The organism is Methylorubrum rhodinum (assembly GCF_014199935.1).
Taxonomy (GTDB): domain Bacteria; phylum Pseudomonadota; class Alphaproteobacteria; order Rhizobiales; family Beijerinckiaceae; genus Methylobacterium; species Methylobacterium rhodinum.
This window is the reverse complement of record NZ_JACHOP010000003.1, coordinates 216,851-235,521: the sequence shown is the minus strand read 5'-3', so window position 1 is coordinate 235,521 and position 18,671 is coordinate 216,851. Positions and strand designations below refer to the sequence as shown.

At 71.6% G+C, this 18,671-nt stretch carries 18 protein-coding genes; 14 read left to right on the top strand and 4 right to left on the bottom strand.

Annotated features, from left to right (window positions below; genetic code table 11):
* Nucleotides 1-31 precede the first annotated feature (31 nt).
* From cyoB to HNR00_RS05440, 7 genes are all read left to right on the top strand, one after another.
* The gene (cyoB, locus tag HNR00_RS05470; protein WP_183566074.1) at nt 32-2,041 is read left to right on the top strand and encodes a cytochrome o ubiquinol oxidase subunit I; all 2,010 of its coding nucleotides are present in this window, start codon (nt 32-34) and stop codon (nt 2,039-2,041) included.
* Between the two features lie 5 nt (nt 2,042-2,046).
* Nucleotides 2,047-2,694, top strand: a complete 648-nt coding sequence (cyoC, locus tag HNR00_RS05465) for a cytochrome o ubiquinol oxidase subunit III (protein ID WP_183566071.1) — start codon at nt 2,047-2,049, stop codon at nt 2,692-2,694.
* Nucleotides 2,691-3,092, top strand: a complete 402-nt coding sequence (gene cyoD / locus HNR00_RS05460; RefSeq protein ID WP_183566068.1) for a cytochrome o ubiquinol oxidase subunit IV — start codon at nt 2,691-2,693, stop codon at nt 3,090-3,092. Before cyoC ends, cyoD begins: the two co-directional genes overlap by 4 nt.
* Before the next feature lie 10 nt (nt 3,093-3,102).
* Nucleotides 3,103-3,828, top strand: coding sequence for an SURF1 family protein (locus HNR00_RS05455; protein WP_183566065.1), 726 nt, complete (start codon nt 3,103-3,105; stop codon nt 3,826-3,828).
* Between the two features lie 331 nt (nt 3,829-4,159).
* Nucleotides 4,160-4,492 carry a hypothetical protein gene (locus HNR00_RS05450; RefSeq protein ID WP_312886002.1) on the top strand — a complete coding sequence of 111 codons (333 nt, stop codon included), beginning with the start codon at nt 4,160-4,162 and terminating at the stop codon, nt 4,490-4,492.
* Between the two features lie 76 nt (nt 4,493-4,568).
* Entirely contained in the window at nt 4,569-5,279 is a 711-nt protein-coding gene (locus HNR00_RS05445; protein WP_183566062.1) for a TVP38/TMEM64 family protein, read from the top strand.
* Nucleotides 5,276-6,853, top strand: a complete 1,578-nt coding sequence (locus tag HNR00_RS05440) for a phospholipase D-like domain-containing protein (protein WP_183566059.1) — start codon at nt 5,276-5,278, stop codon at nt 6,851-6,853. The genes HNR00_RS05445 and HNR00_RS05440 overlap by 4 nt, the downstream gene beginning before the upstream one ends.
* Nucleotides 6,854-7,072: 219 nt before the next feature.
* Here the strand turns inward: HNR00_RS05440 and HNR00_RS05435 are convergent, their stop codons facing one another.
* From HNR00_RS05435 to HNR00_RS05425, 3 genes are all read right to left on the bottom strand, one after another.
* Nucleotides 7,073-7,681, bottom strand: coding sequence for a phosphatase PAP2 family protein (locus tag HNR00_RS05435; RefSeq protein WP_246390306.1), 609 nt, complete (start codon nt 7,679-7,681; stop codon nt 7,073-7,075).
* Between the two features lie 40 nt (nt 7,682-7,721).
* Nucleotides 7,722-8,777, bottom strand: a complete 1,056-nt coding sequence (locus tag HNR00_RS05430) for an asparaginase (RefSeq protein ID WP_183566056.1) — start codon at nt 8,775-8,777, stop codon at nt 7,722-7,724.
* A gap of 177 nt (nt 8,778-8,954) precedes the next feature.
* Nucleotides 8,955-9,761, bottom strand: a complete 807-nt coding sequence (locus HNR00_RS05425; RefSeq protein ID WP_183566054.1) for an endonuclease/exonuclease/phosphatase family protein — start codon at nt 9,759-9,761, stop codon at nt 8,955-8,957.
* Nucleotides 9,762-9,933: 172 nt separating this feature from the next.
* Here HNR00_RS05425 and HNR00_RS05420 point away from each other — a divergent pair, with 172 nt between their 5' ends.
* From HNR00_RS05420 to HNR00_RS05400, 5 genes are all read left to right on the top strand, one after another.
* Entirely contained in the window at nt 9,934-10,821 is an 888-nt protein-coding gene (locus HNR00_RS05420) for an N-acetylmuramic acid 6-phosphate etherase (protein WP_183566052.1), read from the top strand.
* Complete coding sequence (locus tag HNR00_RS05415; RefSeq protein WP_183566049.1) at nt 10,818-11,828, top strand: SIS domain-containing protein; 1,011 nt, start codon at nt 10,818-10,820, stop codon at nt 11,826-11,828. Before HNR00_RS05420 ends, HNR00_RS05415 begins: the two co-directional genes overlap by 4 nt.
* The gene (gene nagA / locus HNR00_RS05410) at nt 11,825-12,985 is read left to right on the top strand and encodes an N-acetylglucosamine-6-phosphate deacetylase (RefSeq protein ID WP_183566047.1); all 1,161 of its coding nucleotides are present in this window, start codon (nt 11,825-11,827) and stop codon (nt 12,983-12,985) included. Before HNR00_RS05415 ends, nagA begins: the two co-directional genes overlap by 4 nt.
* 72 nt (nt 12,986-13,057) lie before the next feature.
* Nucleotides 13,058-13,297, top strand: coding sequence for a hypothetical protein (locus HNR00_RS05405; protein WP_183566046.1), 240 nt, complete (start codon nt 13,058-13,060; stop codon nt 13,295-13,297).
* A gap of 84 nt (nt 13,298-13,381) precedes the next feature.
* Nucleotides 13,382-15,223: a glycoside hydrolase family 15 protein gene (locus tag HNR00_RS05400; protein WP_183566044.1), complete on the top strand. Its 1,842-nt coding sequence runs from the start codon at nt 13,382-13,384 to the stop codon at nt 15,221-15,223.
* Between the two features lie 57 nt (nt 15,224-15,280).
* Here HNR00_RS05400 and HNR00_RS05395 read toward each other — a convergent pair whose 3' ends face one another.
* Entirely contained in the window at nt 15,281-15,589 is a 309-nt protein-coding gene (locus HNR00_RS05395; protein ID WP_183566043.1) for a hypothetical protein, read from the bottom strand.
* A 165-nt stretch (nt 15,590-15,754) separates the two neighbouring features.
* Between HNR00_RS05395 and HNR00_RS05390 the strand changes: the two genes are divergently transcribed.
* Nucleotides 15,755-17,866, top strand: a complete 2,112-nt coding sequence (locus tag HNR00_RS05390; protein WP_183566041.1) for a protein-disulfide reductase DsbD family protein — start codon at nt 15,755-15,757, stop codon at nt 17,864-17,866.
* A 177-nt stretch (nt 17,867-18,043) separates the two neighbouring features.
* Complete coding sequence (locus HNR00_RS05385) at nt 18,044-18,652, top strand: DUF1989 domain-containing protein (protein WP_183566039.1); 609 nt, start codon at nt 18,044-18,046, stop codon at nt 18,650-18,652.
* The last annotated feature ends 19 nt before the right edge of the window (nt 18,653-18,671 follow it).

Here is an 18,671-nt window from a genome sequence, read left to right as displayed (position 1 = left end):
CTCCGACGAGCCTTCACGCAACGAGACATCCATGTTCTCTGACACGGACCTCCAGAAGCTCCTGTTCGGGCGCCTGACGCTCGCGGACATCCCCTATCACGAGCCGATCCTGCTCGTGACCTTCGCGGGCGTCGCGGTGACCGGCATCGCCGTGCTCGCGACGATCACCTACTTCAGGTTCTGGGGCCCGCTCTGGCGCGACTGGTTCACCTCGGTGGACCACAAGAAGATCGGCATCATGTACGTGGTGCTGGCGATGGTGATGCTGCTGCGCGGCTTTGCCGACGCGCTGCTGATGCGCTCGCAGCAGGCCATCGCCTTCGGGGCGAACGAGGGCTACCTGCCGCCGCACCACTACGACCAGATCTTCACGGCGCACGGCGTGATCATGATCTTCTTCGTGGCGATGCCGTTCGTCACGGGGCTGATGAACTACGTCGTGCCGCTGCAGATCGGCGCCCGCGACGTCGCCTTCCCGTTCCTCAACAACTTCTCCTTCTGGATGACGGTCTCGGGCGCCGTCACCATCATGATCTCGCTGTTCGTCGGCGAGTTCTCCCGCGCCACCTGGCTCGCCTACCCGCCGCTCTCGGGGGCCGACATGAGCCCAGGGGTCGGCGTCGATTACTGGATCTGGGGCCTCCAGATCGCCGGCATCGGCACGACGCTGTCCGGCATCAACCTGATCGCGACCATCGTGAAGATGCGCGCGCCCGGCATGTCGATGATGAAGATGCCGATCTTCTGCTGGTCGTCGCTGTGCACCAACGTGCTCATCGTCGCCGCCTTCCCGATCCTCGCCGCGGTCCTCGCGCTGCTGACCCTCGACCGCTACGTCGGCACGCACTTCTTCACCAACGACCTCGGCGGCAACCCGATGATGTACTTCAACCTCATCTGGATCTGGGGTCATCCGGAAGTCTACATCCTCATTCTGCCGGCCTTCGGCGTGTTCTCGGAGATCATCTCGACGTTCTCCGGCAAGCGCCTGTTCGGCTACACCTCGATGGTCTACGCCCTCGTGGTGATCACGATCCTGTCCTACCTCGTGTGGCTGCACCACTTCTTCACGATGGGCTCGGGCGCGAACGTGAACTCGTTCTTCGGGATCACGACGATGATCATCTCGATCCCGACGGGCGCCAAGCTGTTCAACTGGCTGTTCACGATGTATCGCGGCCGGATCCGGTTCGAGGTGCCGATGCTGTGGACCGTGAGCTTCATGGTCACCTTCACCATCGGCGGCATGACCGGCGTGCTGCTCGCCGTGCCCCCGGCCGACTTCGTGCTCCACAACTCGCTGTTCCTGATCGCGCACTTCCACAACGTGATCATCGGCGGCGTGCTGTTCGGCATGTTCGCGGGCGTGAACTACTGGTGGCCCAAGGCCTTCGGGTTCAAGCTCGACGACTTCTGGGGCAAGGTCTCGTTCTGGTTCTGGACGGTCGGCTTCTACGTCGCCTTCATGCCGCTCTACGTGCTGGGGCTGATGGGCGTCACCCGCCGCGCCCAGCACTTCGCCGACACCTCGCTCCAGCCCTGGTTCGTCGTGGCGGCGCTCGGCGCCGTCCTGATCGCCGTCGGCATCGGCGCGATGATCGTGCAGATCGCCGTCTCGATCAAAAACCGCGAGGCTCTGCGCGACACCACCGGCGACCCGTGGGGCGGCCGGACGCTCGAATGGTCGACCTCCTCGCCGCCGCCGGACTACAATTTCGCCTTCACGCCGAGGATCCACCAGCTCGATGCGTGGTGGCAGATGAAGAGCCGCAACTTCCAGCGGCCGGTCACCGGCTTCCAGTCGATCCACATGCCGAAGAACACCGCCACCGGCGTGATCCTCGGCGTGATCAGCATCGCCTTCTCGTTCGCGATGATCTGGTACATCTGGTGGCTCGCGGCGCTCGCCTTCGTGGCGACGCTGGCGATCTCGATCGCCCACACCTTCAACTACAACCGTGACTTCTACATCCCGGCCGAGACGGTCGTCCGCACCGAAGGGCAGCGGACCGACGCTCTCGCCGTGGCGGGACGGACCTGATCGCGATGGCGACCCACGCAACCGACGCGCTGCACCGGGATCCGGTGGCGGAGGCCGACGCGCTGTCGTTCCAGGACATGGAGCACGCGCATCACCCGGAAGGGAGCACGATGCTCGGCTTCTGGATGTACCTGATGAGCGATTGCCTCATCTTCACGGTGCTGTTCGCCACTTACGCCGTGCTCGGCCGCAACTACGCGGCCGGGCCCTCGCCCAAGGACCTGTTCGACCTCTCCCTCGTCGCGGTGAACACCGCGATGCTCCTGTTCTCCTCCATCACCTACGGCTTCGCCATGCTGGCGATGGAGCGGGAGGACATCCAGAAGACCCAATTGTGGCTGGCGATCACCGGCCTGTTCGGCGCGGCCTTCATCGGCATCGAGCTCTACGAGTTCGCCCACCTGATCCACGAGGGCGCCACGCCCCAGCGCAGCGCCTTCCTGTCCTCGTTTTTCACGCTGGTCGGCACCCACGGCCTGCACGTCACCTTCGGCCTGATCTGGCTCGGGGTGCTGATGGTGCAGTTGCGCCAGCGCGGCCTGATCGTCGAGAACAAGCGCCGGCTGATGTGCCTGTCGATGTTCTGGCACTTCCTCGACGTCATCTGGATCGGCGTCTTCACCTTCGTCTACCTGATGGGAGTCCTGCAATGAGCGGCGCCAGCGGACACGCCGACCATGGCCATGGCACCCACGATCACGGCGCCCACGGCGAGGTCCACGGTCACGGCTCGTTCAAGGATTACGTGACCGGCTTCGTCCTGTCGGTGATCCTGACCGCAATCCCGTTCTGGCTGGTGATGGCCGACGTGATCGGCGACAAGCTGATCACCGGCGTGGTCATCCTCGCCTTCGCCGTGGTGCAGATCGTGGTCCACATGATCTACTTCCTGCACATGAACACGAAATCGGAAGGCGGCTGGACCTTCCTGGCGCTGATCTTCACCGTCACGATCGTCGCCATCACCCTGTGCGGCTCGATCTGGGTGATGCACCACCTCAACACCAACATGATGCCGATGACCGCCGACGACGCGCGCCACGCACCGTAAGACGCGTTCCATGGGAAGGCTCGATCTCCGGCGCGCGCTGCTGGCGCTCGCCGGGCTCGGCCTCGTCGGCCTGTTTCTCGCGCTCGGCACCTGGCAGGTCCAGCGCCGGGCGTGGAAGCTCGACCTGATCGCGCGGGTCGAGGCCGGACTCCAGGCCGAGCCCTTCGCGCCGCCCCCGAAGGCCGAATGGGAGCATCTCGACCGCCGAGCGATCGAGTATCGTCGGGTGCGCGTCTCCGGCCGTTTCGAGCACGATCGGGCGGCCCTGGTGCAGGCGCTCACCGAGCGCGGCGGCGGATTCTGGGTCCTTACCCCGCTGGTCCGGGCCGACGGCACCACGGTCCTGATCAACCGCGGCTTCGTCCCCGGCGACCGCAAGGCCCGCACCGACCGTGCCTCCGGAGAGCCCGCGGGCGAGGTCACCGTCACCGGCCTGCTGCGTCTCCCCGAGCCCGGCGGCGGCTTCCTGCGCCACAACGATCCGGCCGCCGACCGCTGGTATTCCCGCGACGTGGCGGCCATCGCCATTGCGCGCAATCTGGATGAGATCGCCCCCTACTTCGTCGATGCCGATGCCGCTCCCAATCCCGGCGGCCTCCCCGTCGGCGGCCTCACGGTCGTCGCCTTCCGCAACGACCATCTCGTCTATGCCCTGACCTGGTACGCGCTCGCCCTGATGAGCGCGGGCGCGCTGATCTACGCATGGAGACGGCCGCGACCCGAGGCGTGGACCTGAGCCGGTTTGCTCAAATACGTCTCATTTTCTTCACCTTTCGCAACGATGTTTTCCATGCGCTCCGGAAATGAGCGGCTTTCCGGATCGCGGCAGGCTGCTACTCCTGAGTTCGCGTTGCCGGCCCGAAGCGCAGCGTTCCGCCGCACGCCCACAAAGAAATCCCCATGAATTTTTCGCTGCGCCGCCGCGCGGCGGGAAACTGTCGAGGGATCGGGAGTTTAGACCAGCATCCTCATCCAGCGGAGCCGACATGCAGGTGCCGTCTGCCCGAGACATTCCGGCCTCGCCGCCGCCGAACGCGTCCGCGCATTCGTGCGCTCCGACGGCGCCCGTGCCCGAGCCGTTGGCGGGACTGATCTCCGGCATGGACCGGACGCTGGCGCGGCTCGCCGACCAGGGCGGCGGTCGCGACGACCTCCATGCGCTCCGCAATCACCTCTCCGACATCTGCGTGCTGACCGAGGAGACGCCGCGTATCCTGCGGGCGGTGGACCGCCTCGTCGCCGCGGGCGACCGCCTTGGCGAGGCCGTGCTGGCCACTCGCGGCCGCGACTGGCGCGCGCCGCGCCTCGTGAAGGCCAGGGCGGCGCTCGCCGCCCTGGAGCGGACGCTCGCGGGCGCCCGCCCCAGCCGGATCGCGATTCGGCTTCAGCGGGACTGGTGAGAGGGCCGGTCGCACGGCGGCCAGAACGCTGCTAGAGCCGGAAGCGTCAGACTTCCGTGCCCCGAGCCGCCCCCACATGGACAATGCCCGAAGCTGGGTCCGCACCGGCCTCCTGACCGGCGCCGCCTTGGCCCTGTGCGTCGGCGCCTGGATGCTGCTGCCCGTCGAGGACTGGCTGCGCACCTTCTCGGCCTGGGCCAACGGCTTCGGCCGCTACGGCCTGTTCGTCTTCGGCCTGCTGTTCTTCCTCGCGACCCTCTTGGTCGTGCCCGGCACGCCGCTCACGATCGCCGGGGCCGTGGCCTATGGCTGGGCGGTGATGCCGGTGGTGCTGGTCTCGGCCACGCTGGGCTCCTGGCTCGCCTTCTTCGCCGCCCGCCACCTGTTCCGCGAGCGGGTGCGGGCGCTCATCGCCCGCAAGCCGAAATGGCGCGCCACCATGGAGGCGGTCGGCGACGGCGGCTGGCGCCTGCTGACCCTGATGCGCTTGAGCCCGTTCGTGCCGTTCAACGCGCAGAACTACGTCCTCGGGGTGACGGAGGTCCGCACCGGCGCCTATCTGGTGTCGACGGTGATCGGCATGCTGCCGGGCACGGTGGTCTGCGTCTATCTCGGCGCCATCGGCCGCCGGGCGGGAAGCGACGAGCCGACCCATTGGATCACCCTCGGCCTCGGGCTCGTCGCCACGGTCGTCGCGGTCGAGATCACCCGGCGGCGGGTGAAGGCCAAGCTGGAGCAGGCGGAAGGCGGAATGGGCAAGGCGGACGGGGCCGGCGCGGGCGCATGAGACGGGACATCGAAGTCGGCGGAGCCCCCGCACCGGAGGGCTGGCTGCGGCCGGGGCTCACCTGCTGGCGGCGGGAACGGGCGCACCGCGCCGCCGTGCTGCACGACGGCGCCGCCTACTTCGCCGCCGCCCGCGCCGCCCTGGTGAAGGCGCAACGGACCATCACCCTGATCGGCTGGAGCTTCGATCCGCGGGTGCGCCTGCTCCCGTCCGCGGGCGATCCCGATGCCGACCAGACGCTGGCCGACCTGCTGCGCGCCCTCAAGGCGGCGCGGCCGAACCTGACCATCCGCATCCTGATCTGGGACATGCCCTGGCCGATCTCGGCGGGCAACGACCACACGCCCGACAGCGTGCGCGCGAGCCTCGGCACCGGCATCGATTTCCGCATCGACGACACGCTGCCCTACGGCGCCTGCCAGCACCAGAAGATCCTGGTGATCGACGATCGGATCGCCTTCTGCGGCGGCAGCGACTTCGAGGTGAACCGCTGGGACACGCCGGCCCACCGCGACCGCGACCCGCGCCGCCGCCTGCCCTCGGGCGAGGACTACCCGCCGCGCCACGACGTGATGATGCTGGTCGACGGCCCCGCGGCGCGCGCGCTGGCCGACCTCGCCCGCGAGCGCTGGCGCCGCGCCACCGGCGAAACCCTCTCGCCCACCCTCGAGACGCCGGTCGATCCCTGGCCCGAGACGGTGGTGCCGCTCCTGACCGAGGTCGAGGTCGGGCTCTCGCGCACCGAGCCAGCGCTCGAGCCTCGTCCCGAAAGGTGGTTTCCGGCTTTCGGAAAGAAGACGATGCGGCACGAGAGCCGCGCGGCGGTGTCGGAGAACGCCGCGCTCTACCTCGCGACGATCCGGGCCGCGAAAGAGGTCATCTATCTGGAGAACCAGTACCTCGCCTCGCCGGTGGTGGCCGACGCCCTGCGGGCGCGGCTCGGCGAACCGGACGGGCCGGAGATCGTCATCGTGCTGTCCGAGCGCAGCCCCAACGGCTTCGACCAGCTGACGATGGACAGCGCCCGCCGCGGCCTGATCAAGGGCCTGCGCCGGGCCGACCGGCACGGTCGCCTGCGGATCGTCGCCCCGCACACGCCCAAGGGCCAGCCGATCCTGATCCATTCCAAGGTCGCGATCATCGACCACCGCTTCCTGCGGATCGGCTCGACCAACCTCAACAACCGCTCCTTCGGCTACGACACCGAGTGCGATCTCTCGATCGAACTCCGCCCCGACGACGCGGCGGGCCGCGCGGCGCTCGATCGGGTGTTGCACGCCCTGCTCGGCCACCACGGCGGCTGTCCGTCGGACACGTTCGCGCAGGCCTATGCCGAGCGGGGAAGCCTGCGTGCCGTCATCGACGATCCCGCGCTGATGCCCTCGCCGCGGCTCTGCACGCTCGTCCCCTCCCATCGGGGCCCCATCGCCCGCTTGGTCGAGGCCTTCCACCTCGGCGACCCGGCCGGTTCCGACGACGCGTGGCGCCCGTGGCGGCGGCGCAGGGTGCTGCGCCGGGCGCATGAGGTGATGCCGGCGGAGGTCGCGGGGACCGGCGCGGCGGTCGAGGCGTGAGGCCGCTCTACGGTCGAATGCCAAAGCTCCCCGTCATTGCGAGGCGAAGCCGAAGCAATCCAGAGCGCGACCTTTCCGGGCAAAGCGAGACCGAGCCGACGAAGCGGTCCCGCACGCGCCTTCTCCGGACAGTGCGGAGCACTGGATTGCTTCGGCTTCACCTCGCAATGACGGGATGGGACGGACAGCGCGGCGCCCAACCGGAGATTGAGTTTCCCGCTATTCCTCCGGCAGCTGCGCCGAGATCACCCGGTCCGTCACGGCCTCCGCCGCAACCCCGATCGCCGCGCCCACCACCACGTCGACGGGGAAATGCGCGCCGCGCACGAGCTGCACCGCGATGACGCCGGCGGCGGTGGCGTAGGCCGCGCCCGCCAGTTCCGGCCGGGCGCGGGCCACGGCGCGGGCGACCGCCGTGCTGAGCGCGGCGTGGCCCGAAGGGAAGGATTGCCACGGGCCGTCGTTCGGCCCCATCGGCCCGCGCACGTAGCGGCCGGTGTCCATCAGGACGTTGGGCCGGGTGCGGTGGAGGGTGCGCTTCAGGCTGGTCTTGACGAGGCTCGCCAGCATGCCGGCGGCGAGCATCCGGCCGCCGGTCTCGGCCAAGCCCCGGTCGCGGGTGACGAGCCCCCAGGCCAGCGTGCCGGCGGACATCGCCAGCAGCGCCTCCCAGCTTCCGACCTCGCCCGCGGCGATCACCGCGGGCATCACCGGATGGTCCTTTCCGCCCGCGAGCGCGACCCCGGCGCGGATATCCGCGGCCTCGATCGGACCGACGGAACCCGCCGCCCGTTCGGTCGCATCCCTGATGTCGTTCGGCGCAAGCATGGCCATTAACGCGCGAACGGCCCGGAACGATGCGTGGCCGCTACCGGTCGAACAACGCCTGCAACGCCGCACGGTCCTTCGTTGTCGGCAGCGCGATCAGCGTCAGGATGCGGGCCTTGTCCGGCGTCAGGTCGCCCGCGAACACGGCGCCGGCCTTGCGCAGGGTGCTGCCGCCGCCCTTGAAGCCGTAGACCGGGAGCGCGCGCCCGTCATAGACCTTGGTCGCGACGATCACCGGCACGCCCTTGGCGATGGCCTCACTGATCGCGTCGTGCATCTCGGCGTTGACGTTGCCCCAGCCATAGGCCTCGACCACGATCGCCTCGGCGCCGGTCTGCGCGGCGTGGCGCACCTGCGAGCCGTCGGCGCCGGCATACATCGAGACGAGATCGACCCGCGGCATCCGTTCGGGCAGCGGCAGGGTCTGGCGCCGCAGGGACTTGCGGCTGAACACGACGCGGTCCTCATCGACGTAGCCGAGGATGCCGGCATCGCCCGAATCGAAGGTCTCGACGTTGCTCGTGTGGGTCTTGCGCACCTCGCGGGCGGCGTTGATGCGGTGGTTGAGCGTCACCGTCACGCCCATCTCGGCCGCGCCCTCCGCAAGAATCTGGCGGGCGGCGTTGAGGAGGTTGCGCGGGCCGTCGGCGTCCGGGTCGGAGGCGTTGCGCTGCGCGCCCACCAGCACGACGGGTTTCGGGCTCGTGAGCGTCAGGTCGAGGAAATAGGCGGTCTGGTCGAGGGTGTCGGTTCCGTGCAGCACGATGGCGCCGCGGATCTCGGGATCGGCCAGGATCGCGTCGATGCGACGGGCGAGCGCCGGCCAGCGGTCGGGGCCCATGTAGTCGCTCGGCACGTTGCTGAACTCGGTCACCTGGATCGTGGCGATGTCCTTGAGCTTGGGCACCGCCGAGACGAGGTCCTCGCCCGAGAGCGCGGGCACCGGCGCGTGGGTCTGCGGATCGAGCTTCATCGCGATGGTGCCGCCGGTGGCGACGACGGCGATCTTCGGAGGCTCGGCGGCGGCGGGCCCGGCGCCGAGGGTGGCGGCGGCCATCAGGCCGAACGCGGTCAGGTTGCCGATGGTCTTCGTCATCGTCGGATCGCCGTCTTCGATGGTGGTCGCGTCCGTTATAGCGCACCGACCAAAATCCGGGTTTCGAAAGGACTAAGTCCTTTCGTGGGTCCAGGGCAAAGCCCTGGCCTTGGTGGGAAACCGGGGCTCTGCCCCGGTGCCCTGCCAAAGGGATGATCCCTTTGGAATCCCTCGGACTCAGCCCTCCGACAACCGGATGTCGGCGAGCACGGGGAGGTGGTCGGAGGTGCGGCGGGGCAGGGGGCCGTCCACCACGGCGAGGCGCTCGACCGTGACGCCCGCGCCGACGAAGACGCGGTCGAGGCGCAGCAGGGGCAAGCGGGTCGGGAAGCTCGCGCGGCCCTCGATCCGGGCGGCGACGCGGCGCGCGTCGGTGAGGCCGCGGGCGAGGCGGCGATAGGCGCGGGTCCAGCCGGTGGCGTTGAAGTCGCCGAGCAGCACGGTCGGCGCGCGGCAGGCGGGATCGGCGAGCCATCCGGCGCCGAGAAGCGCCTCGGCCTGGGCGATGCGCTCGGCCCCGCGCAGGCCGAGATGGGTGTTGACGACCTGAAGCCGGGCCGTGCCGATCTCGACCTCGACCCAGAGCGCGCCGCGGGGCTCCAGGCCGGGGCGCCGGGCGAGGCCGGGCAGGGGGCCGGCGCGCATCAGCCGCGAGGGCAGGCGGGTGAGGATGGCGTCGCCGTAGCGCTCCTCCTCGATGTGGAGCGCCGGGTGGAAATGCGGCGTCATGCCGAGCAGCCGGGCGATCTCGTCGGACTGATCGAGGCCGCCGGTACGGGCGCGGCCGACATCGACCTCCTGCAGCGCGACGATGTCGGCGCCCGTCGCGGCGATCACCGCGGCCACCCGCTCCGGCGCGACCCGGCCGTCGGTCCCGCGGCAATGGCGGATGTTGTAGGTCAGGAGGGTGACCCGGCCGGCGGCCACGCCCTCCGGCTCCGGCACGATCGCGCCGGCTCCCCCTGCGACGGCCCCCTGGTCCACGCGCTCTCCCCACCGATCCCGCGAACCGAACGCCGCGCGCGGCGAACCGATCCCTCCCGAAAGACCCTCGCGCCGGTGCCCGGACGCGCCATATCGGGGCGGGGCGCAGCCATGCGGGATCGCGGTGCGTGCCAGCGACTTGTCAGGACGGGACGGCGAGGATGACGCAGGAATGAGGACCGAGGACGCCAGCGCCCGCTATGCCGACCTCGACGCCTGGGGCCCCGGCGACATCCTGCAGGCCCTGTGGGAGGGCCAACTCGCCGCCGTAGCAGCGGTGGGGCCGGCGCTGCCGGCGATCCAGGCGGCGGTGCGGGCCGCGGAGGCGGGCCTGCGGGCCGGCGGGCGGCTCGCCTATGTCGGGGCGGGCACCTCCGCCCGCATCGGCGTGCAGGACGGGGCCGAGCTGCCGCCGACCTTCGACTGGCCGGGCGAGCGGCTGGCCTTCGCCATCGCGGGCGGGGAGGGCGCGCTCTTGCAAGCCGTCGAGGATGCCGAGGATTCGGGCGCGGACGGCGCCGCCTGGGTCACCGGCAACGCGATCGGCCCCGGCGACGTCGTGGTGGGCTTGGCGGCCAGCGGCACCACGCCGTTCACGCTGGCGGTACTCAGGGAATCCCGCGCCCGCGGCGCGGTGACGGTCGGCATCGCCAACAATCCCGGCACGCCGATCTTGGAGACGGCCGAGCACGGCATCCTGGCCGCCACCGGGGCGGAGGTGCTGGCGGGCTCGACTCGGCTGAAGGCCGGCACGGCGCAGAAGGTGATCCTCAACCTGTTCTCGACGCTGCTGATGATCCGCCTCGGCCGGGTCTATCGCGGGCGCATGGTGGCGATGCGCCCGACCAACCGGAAGCTGCGCGCCCGCGGCATCGCCATGGTGGCCGAACTCGCCGGCTGCGACGCGGGCACCGCCGAGCGGGCGGCGGCGGAGGCGGGCGGCGACGTGAAGCTCGGCGTCCTGATCGCCAACGGGGCGAGCCGCGAGCGGGCGCAAGCGTTGCTCGCCCGCCACGACGGCAACCTGCGCCGGGCGCTGGCCGAGAGGGACGACCGATGAGCGCGACCTTCATGTCACGGGAGATCGCCGAGATCCCGCAGGCCGCCGCGCGGCTGCTCGCGGCGGGCGAGGCGACGCGGATCGCGCAGGCCCTGAGTCCCGAAACGATTCCGTTCGTGGTTTTGTGCGGGCGGGGTAGCTCGGGCCATGCCGGGGTGGCGCTCCGCTACCTCATCGAGACCCGGCTCGGCCTGCCGGTCTCGGCCTCGGCGCCGTCCGTTGTGACCGGCTATGCCCGACCGCCCCGGGTGAAGGGCGCGCTGTTCGTCGTGGTCTCGCAATCGGGCCGCTCGCCCGACCTCGTGGCGGCGACGCAGGCCGCCCGCGCGGGCGGCGCGCTGACGCTGGCGCTGGTCAACGACCCCGACTCGCCCGCGGCACGAGCGAGCGACCTCGTCCTGCCGATCCTCGCCGGCCCCGAGCGGGCGGTGGCCGCGACCAAGACGGTGACCAACTCGATGATCGCGGGCGCCGCCCTCGTCGCCGCCTGGGCCGGCGACCGGGACCTCGTGGACGGCCTCGCGGTCCTGCCGGAACGGCTGGATCGAGCGCTGGCCCTCGACTGGTCGGCCTGGGGTGCCGACCTCGAATCTGCACCCGCCGCCTTCGTCACGGGGCGCGGGCACGGGCTCGGCACCGTGCGGGAGATCGCCCTGAAGCTCGCCGAGACCCTGCGGCTCCCGGCGCTCGGCTATTCCGCGGCCGAGCTGCGCCACGGGCCGCGGGCCTCGGTCTCGGCGGGGACACCGGTTCTGGCCCTGCGGCAGGCCGATGCGGTGGCCGACGGCATCGACGACCTCGTGCGCGACCTGCGCCGCGACGGCCTGCGGGTCCAGGCCTGCGGCGGTCCCGCCGGCACGCTGCCCTGGCTCGGCGACGGGCATCCGGCCTGCGATCCCATCGCCATGCTGGTGCCGGCCTACCGCGCCATCGAGGCGGAGGCCCGCCGCCGCGGCCTCGACCCGGACGCGCCCGCCGGGCTGACCAAGGTCACGGAGACCCTGTGACGGGCACCGCCGACCACGCCATCGCCGCCGAGCGCATCTTCGACGGCGAAACCTTCCGGTCCGACCGCGCAGTGCTGCTGCGCGGCGAAAGGATCATCGACGTCACCACCACCCCGCCGCCGGGCGTGCCCGTGACGCGCCTGCCGCCCGGCGCGATCCTGGCGCCGGGCTTCATTGACGCTCAGGTCAACGGCGGCGGCGGGGTGCTGCTCAACGACGATTGCAGCGTGGACGGCATCGCGCGCATCGCCGCCGCGCACCGGGCCGGCGGCACCACCGCCCTGCTGCCGACGCTCATCACCGACACGCGCCCCGCGATTCGCCGCGCCATCGCGGGCGTGGCGGAGGCGATTCGCCTGGGCGTGCCCGGAATCCTGGGCATCCATCTCGAAGGGCCGTTCCTGAGCCCCCGCCGCATCGGCATCCACGATCCCGCCCGGCTCGCGCGCTTCGGCGAGGGCGACGCGGCGCTCCTCACGGGGCTCGGGGACCGCGGCATCACCCTGGTGACGCTCGCGCCCGAAGAGGTGCCGCCCGGCGCGGTGGCCGACCTCGTCGCCCGCGGCGCCCGCGTCAGCGCCGGCCACACCGCCGACGACGGCCCGGCGATCCGGCGGGCTCTGGGGGAGGGGCTCACCGGCTTCACCCACCTGTTCAACGCCATGTCGCAGATGGGCCCGCGCGCGCCCGGCGCGGTCGGCGTGGCGCTCTCCGATGAGCGCGCCTTCGCCGGCATCATCGCCGACGGGCACCATGTCGGCGATCTCCAGCTCCGGCTATCGCTGCGCCTGATCGGCCGCGACCGACTGATGCTCGTCACCGATGCGATGGCGCCCGTGGGCGATCCGTCCGGCGCGCCCTTCACCCTGTTCGGCCGCCGCATCCGCCGTGATGGCGACCGGCTCACGGGCGAGGACGGCACGCTCGCGGGCGCGGCGATCACCATGATCGAGGCGGTGCGCCACATGAGCGGACGCGGCGGCGCGACCCTGGCGGAGGCCCTGACCATGGCCTCGCTCACCCCGGCCCGCTTCCTCGGCCTCGACGGCCGGCTCGGCCGGATCGCACCGGGATACGCCGCCGACCTCGTGGCGCTCGGGGCCGATCTCGCCGTGATCGGCACCTGGATCGGCGGCCGGGCCGCGAGGACGGCCTGACGCGGGAACACGAGCGCTCGCGCGCGGTTCGCCCCTCCGATCCACTCACAGACCCGTGATCAGGAGGTCCCCATGCTCGATCCGAGACGCGTCCTGCCGCTCACCCTTCCCCTCGCCCTCGCCGCTGGGCTGCTTCTCGGCGGCGGTGCACTCGCGCAGGAGGGCAACGCCAATGCCGGCAGCGGACTGTCGCCGGGGGCGAGCGCCACCGGCAACGACCGCTCGGCCGGGGTCAACAGCGGCAATTACCGGCGGCCCGGCAGCTACGGCACGCGCCGCGGGCGCCGCGTCTCGTCGGGGCGCCGCCGCTGACAGGCCGAGCCCTCCGCGCGATGTCGCAGGCGGCAACCCCGCCCGTCCCGAGGCGTTTTCGCGCCGCACAACCGGGACGAGGCCGTGACGGACAGACCCATCGCCGACTACGCCGTGATCGGCGATACCCGCACCACCGCCCTCATCGCTCGCGACGGCTCCCTCGACTGGCTGTGCTGGCCCCGCCACGACGGCCCGGCGCTGTTCCTGGCCCTGCTCGACCGCGACCGGGGCGGCGCCTGCCGCCTCGTCCTTGACGGGCTCCTCGGCACCGAGCGCCGCTACCGGGCCGGCACCAACATCCTGGAGACGGTCTTCGTCACGCAGACCGGCCGGGCCGTGCTCACCGATTTCATGCCGCTCGCCCGCCGCGAGCCGGTGCCGGAGGAGGGCCCCGACGGCCGCGCCGAGGCCCGCGTGGTGCGCCGCCTCGCCTGCGAGTCCGGCACGGTCTCGGGAGCCTGGACCGTTCGGCCGACCTTCGACTACGCCCGCGCGGCCAGCACGGCCGAAGCCCGGGAGGACGGCACGGTGCGGTTCACCGGCGGCGGCGACGCGATGCGGGCCGCGGCGAGCGTGTCCCTGACGGTCGGGGAGGGGGCGGCGGAGGCCGCGTTCCGGTTGGGTGCGGGCGAGCGGGCCGACCTCGTCCTCGCCCATGGCGGGGAGGGGCCGGTCGGCCTGGAACGGGTCGAGGCGTGGCTCTCGGCTACGGACGACTATTGGCGGGAATGGTCGGGGCGCTGCACCTATCGCGGGCCCTACCGCGAGACGGTCCTGCGCAGCGCGCTCACCCTCAAGCTCCTCACCCACGCGCCGTCGGGGGGCATCGTCGCCGCCGCGACCATGGGCCTGCCCGAGGCGGTGCCGGGCAACCGCAACTACGACTACCGCTACGTCTGGATGCGGGACGCGAGCTTCACCGTCACCGCCTTCGTCAATCTCGGCTACGACCGCGAGGCCGCCGAGTTCCTGCGCTTCCTGCGCGACGCGGACCCGAGCCGGGGCCGCCATCTCCGGCTGATGTACGCCCTCGACGGGCCGATGCCGGCGGAGGAGAGTCTCGATCACCTGCGCGGCTGGCGCGGCACGGGTCCGGTGCGGCTCGGCAACGCCGCGAGCGACCAGCGCCAGTTCGACATCTACGGCGAGTTCCTCGTGGCGCTCCACCACTACCTGGAAGCGGTCGCGTTCGACCCGCCGGTCAAGGTCAACGACCACCTGCCCGAGGCGCTCGCGCATCTGACCGGCCACATCGTCGGCCGGCGCCGCGAGCCCGACCACGGCATCTGGGAACTGCGCGGGCCGATGCGCCAGATCCTGCACACCAAGGCGATGCTCTGGGTCGGGCTCGATTGCGCGGCGCAGATCGCCCGCTCCGATCCCAAGCACCGGCTCGCCGCACCCGAACGGATCGCCGAATGGGAGCGGGTCGCGGAAGAGATCCGGGCCGAGTACCACGCGGAGGGCTGGAACGAGGCGGCCGGCGCCTACACGATGGATTACGGCTCGACCGATCTCGACGCCGCCGTCCTGCGCGCGGTGCTGTTCCGCGCCTTCGACGCGCGCGCCCCGCGGGTGGCCGCGACCCTGGAGCGGGTCGAGGCGGCCTTGGGCACCGGCGATCTGCTCTACCGCTACCGCGTGAACGACGGCCTGGAGGGCGAGGAAGCGACCTTCACGGCCTGCGCCTTCTGGCGCGTCGGCTGCCTCGCGCTGGCCGGGCGCGGGGACGAGGCGACCGCCCTGTTCGAGCGCCTGCTGACCCGCGGCAACGATCTCGGCCTGTTCGCCGAGGAGATCGACGCCGGGACCGGCGAGCAGCGCGGCAACGTCCCCCAGGGTTTTACGCACATGGCGATCATCAACCACGCGGTGCGGCTGGCCGAGACGGAAGGCACGTCGCGCTCGCCCGCGGATGCGTGACGCGGGCGGCGGCCGGCCTCCGGGCGACCGACGACGGTCCGCGGCGCAGGAGGCCGCCTACCACGCCATCCGCGGCTTGAGGTCGGATTCCAGCGTCTCCTCCTCTTCCGGAGCGGGCGGATAGACGACGGCGGGCTCGTCCCCGTCGGTCTCTCCGCCGTCGAGCATACCCACCAGCTCCCGCGTCGGGACCATCCCCTCGGGCAGCTTGGCCCGCACCACCGGCCGCAGCAGGTGGACGAGCAGCCACGGCTCCATGCCCGGCACCGCCTGGAGGTCGTAGAACGGTACGGGGCAATGGTCGGCCGGGATGCCGCGCGCGGGCGGCTTCCACCATGCCAGCCAGACCTGCTGCTTCGGCGACATCGCGGCTCCTGTCGATGGCGATGACCTATCATGCGACGTGCCGAACCGCACGGCATCGGGAGGGGCGCTTCGCGGGGTCGCGGGCGGGGCCGGCTCCCGTCGGGGGCACGGCTCTGCTACCCTGCGGCCGTCCGGCCGAGGCGCCGGGGCTATCGCGACACATCCATGCTGCGCCTCCTCCTCCTGGTCCTGCTCCTCGCCGCCCCCGGCCTCGCCGCGGCGCAGGCCGGCAAGGCGCCGAAGGATCTGGTGCGGGCGCGCCTCGTCTCCGAGGCCGCGACGCTCGCGCCCGGACAGACGGTGACGCTCGGCCTCGAACTCGCGATGAAGCCGGGCTGGCACGTCTACTGGCGCAATCCGGGCGATTCCGGCCTGCCGCCGGAGATGGCGTGGCGCCTGCCCGAGGGGTTTTCGGTCGGGGCGACGCAATGGCCGGCGCCGGAGCGCATCCCGGTCCAGACCCTGATGAATTACGGCTACGAGGGCAAAGTCACCCTCCTGGTGCCGCTGCAGGCACCGCAGAATCTTTCGACGGGCGGCACGGTGCCCCTGGCGGGCACCTTGTCCTACCTCGTCTGCGAGGAGATCTGCATCCCGGGCTCGGCCGAGCTCGCTCTCGACCTGCCGGTCGGCGCGACGACCGAGCCCGATCCGGCGCAAGCCCGATTCTTCGCGAGGGCGCGGGCGGCTCTGCCCGAGCCGGCCCCGTTCCCGGTCCGCGCGACCCGCGAGGGCGAGACCCTGGCGCTGCATCTCGACCGGCCGGCCGGCGCGCCCGCACTCACGAACGCCGCCTTCTTCCCCTATGCGGAAAGCGCCCTCGACAACGCCGCCGAGCAGACGCTCGAAGGCGAAGGCGGCGCCCTGCGCCTCGTGCTGAAGCCCGGCGACGCCAAGGTGGCGCCGGACGCGCTCGGCGGCGTGCTCACGGTCGACGAGGGCGGCATCCGCAAGGCCTACGCGATCGGCCCCGAGCCGGCCGCCGTCCCGGCCCCGACCAGCGCCGAGCCTCGGCCCGCCCCCGCGGCGGCGCCCGCCGACTCCGAAGACCTGACCCTGTGGAGCGCGGCCGGCCTCGCGCTGCTGGGCGGGCTGATCCTCAACCTGATGCCCTGCGTCTTCCCCGTCCTGTCGATCAAGGTGCTCAGCCTCGTGAAGCAGGCCGGCGAAACGCGGGCACGGGTGCGCCTGCACGGGCTCGCCTACACCGCGGGCGTGCTGGCGAGCTTTTTGGCGCTGGCCGGCCTGCTGATCGCGCTCAAGGCGGGCGGTGCCGGGATCGGCTGGGGGTTCCAGCTTCAGTCGCCCGTCGTGGTGGCGCTCCTCGCCTACGGGCTGTTCGCCGTGGGCCTGAGCCTGTCGGGGGTGGTGCATGTCGGCGGGCGGCTCGCCGGGCTCGGCGACGGGCTGACCCGGCGCGCCGGTTATCAGGGCTCGTTCTTCACCGGCGTGCTCGCGACCTTGGTCGCCACGCCCTGCACGGCGCCGTTCATGGGCGCGGCGGTGGGGTTCGCCCTCACCCAAGGAGCCGGCGTCGGCCTGCTGATCTTCGCCTGCCTCGGGCTCGGGCTTGCGCTGCCGTTCCTGGCGCTCACCGCGTTTCCCGGCGCCCTGAGCCTTCTGCCGCGGCCCGGCGCCTGGATGGAGACGGTGAAGGGCGCGCTCTCCTTCCCGGTCTACGCCACCGCGGCGTGGCTGATCTGGGTGCTGGCCCAGCAGGTCGGGCCGGACGGGCTGCTCGGCGCGCTCGGTGGGCTCGTGCTGGTCGGCTTTGCCGCCTGGGCCTGGGAGCGGGCGCGCGAAGCGGGCCGGCTCGGCACCGGGTTCGGGCGGACGACGGCGGTGCTGGCGCTCGCCGGGGCGCTCGGGCTCGCCGCCGCCCTCGACGGCCAGCGGGCAGGCGCGCCGGGAGTGCGGCTCGCCGGCATCGAGGAGCCGTTCACGCAAGGCCGTCTCGATGCGCTGCGGGCGGAGGGGCGCACGGTGTTCGTCGACATGACGGCCGCGTGGTGCATCACCTGCCAGGTCAACGAGCGCACCGTCCTCGCGCGTGAGGCCGTGCAGGCGGCGTTCCGGGCCGGCTCGGTCGCCTATCTCAAGGGCGACTGGACCAACCAGAACCCGGAGATCACCCGGCTTCTGGAGAGCCACGGCCGCTCCGGCGTGCCGCTCTACCTCGTCTACAAGGGCAGGGGCGAGGCGCGGGTGCTGCCGCAGATCCTGACCGAGGCGGTCGTCCTCGACGGGATCAAGGCCGAAAAGCTCGCCGCGCGCTGATCGCCTCGCGGCGCCGCCGGGATCGGCAGCGATCCCCTGAAGAGCGTCGCGCTCCCGGCCGGGAAACTTTGCGGGTCCGGCGGTCTTTCCCTGCCGCGGCAAAGGACGCCGCGGGTCTTCGGGAGACGCCCTTCGTGCCGACGCGCTTCACTCGCCCCGACGGAGACGCATGCTGAGATGTGCGACCACGGCGGGCATCCCCAGAAGATCGAGCCGCGCTCCGGCGTGGCCTTCACGCTGAACCGCGGCCAGCGCCTCACCGTGATCGACCCGGAGGGCGAGCAGGTCGCCGACCTCGTCGCCTTCGTCCGCGGGGACATCGACGAGGTGATCTCGTCGGGCCGCACGATCGACTACGCCTCGCGCCTGTTCCTCACGAAGGGCGACCCGATCTACTCGAACCGCTCGAACGTGCTGCTCGACATCGTCGAGGACAGCGTGGGGCGTCACGACTTCCTGCTCACGCCCTGCTCGGCCGACACCTTCCGCATCATCTACGGCGACGAGCACCCGCATCGCGGCTGCTTCGGCAACCTCGCGGCGGCGCTCGAACCCTACGGCATCGGGCCGGACCGCATCCCGGTCGCCTTCAACGTGTTCATGCACGTGGCGATCGACGGCACGACCGGCGAGATCGCGGTGAAGCCCCCCTTGAGCCGGGCGGGCGACCGCGTGGTGTTCGAGGCGAAGGCCGATCTGATCATTGGGCTCACGGCCTGCTCGGCCCTGCAATCGAACAATTTCGCGTTCAAGCCGATCCACTACGAGATCGCCGACCCGGCGTGAGGAGGCCGCGTTTCTCCTC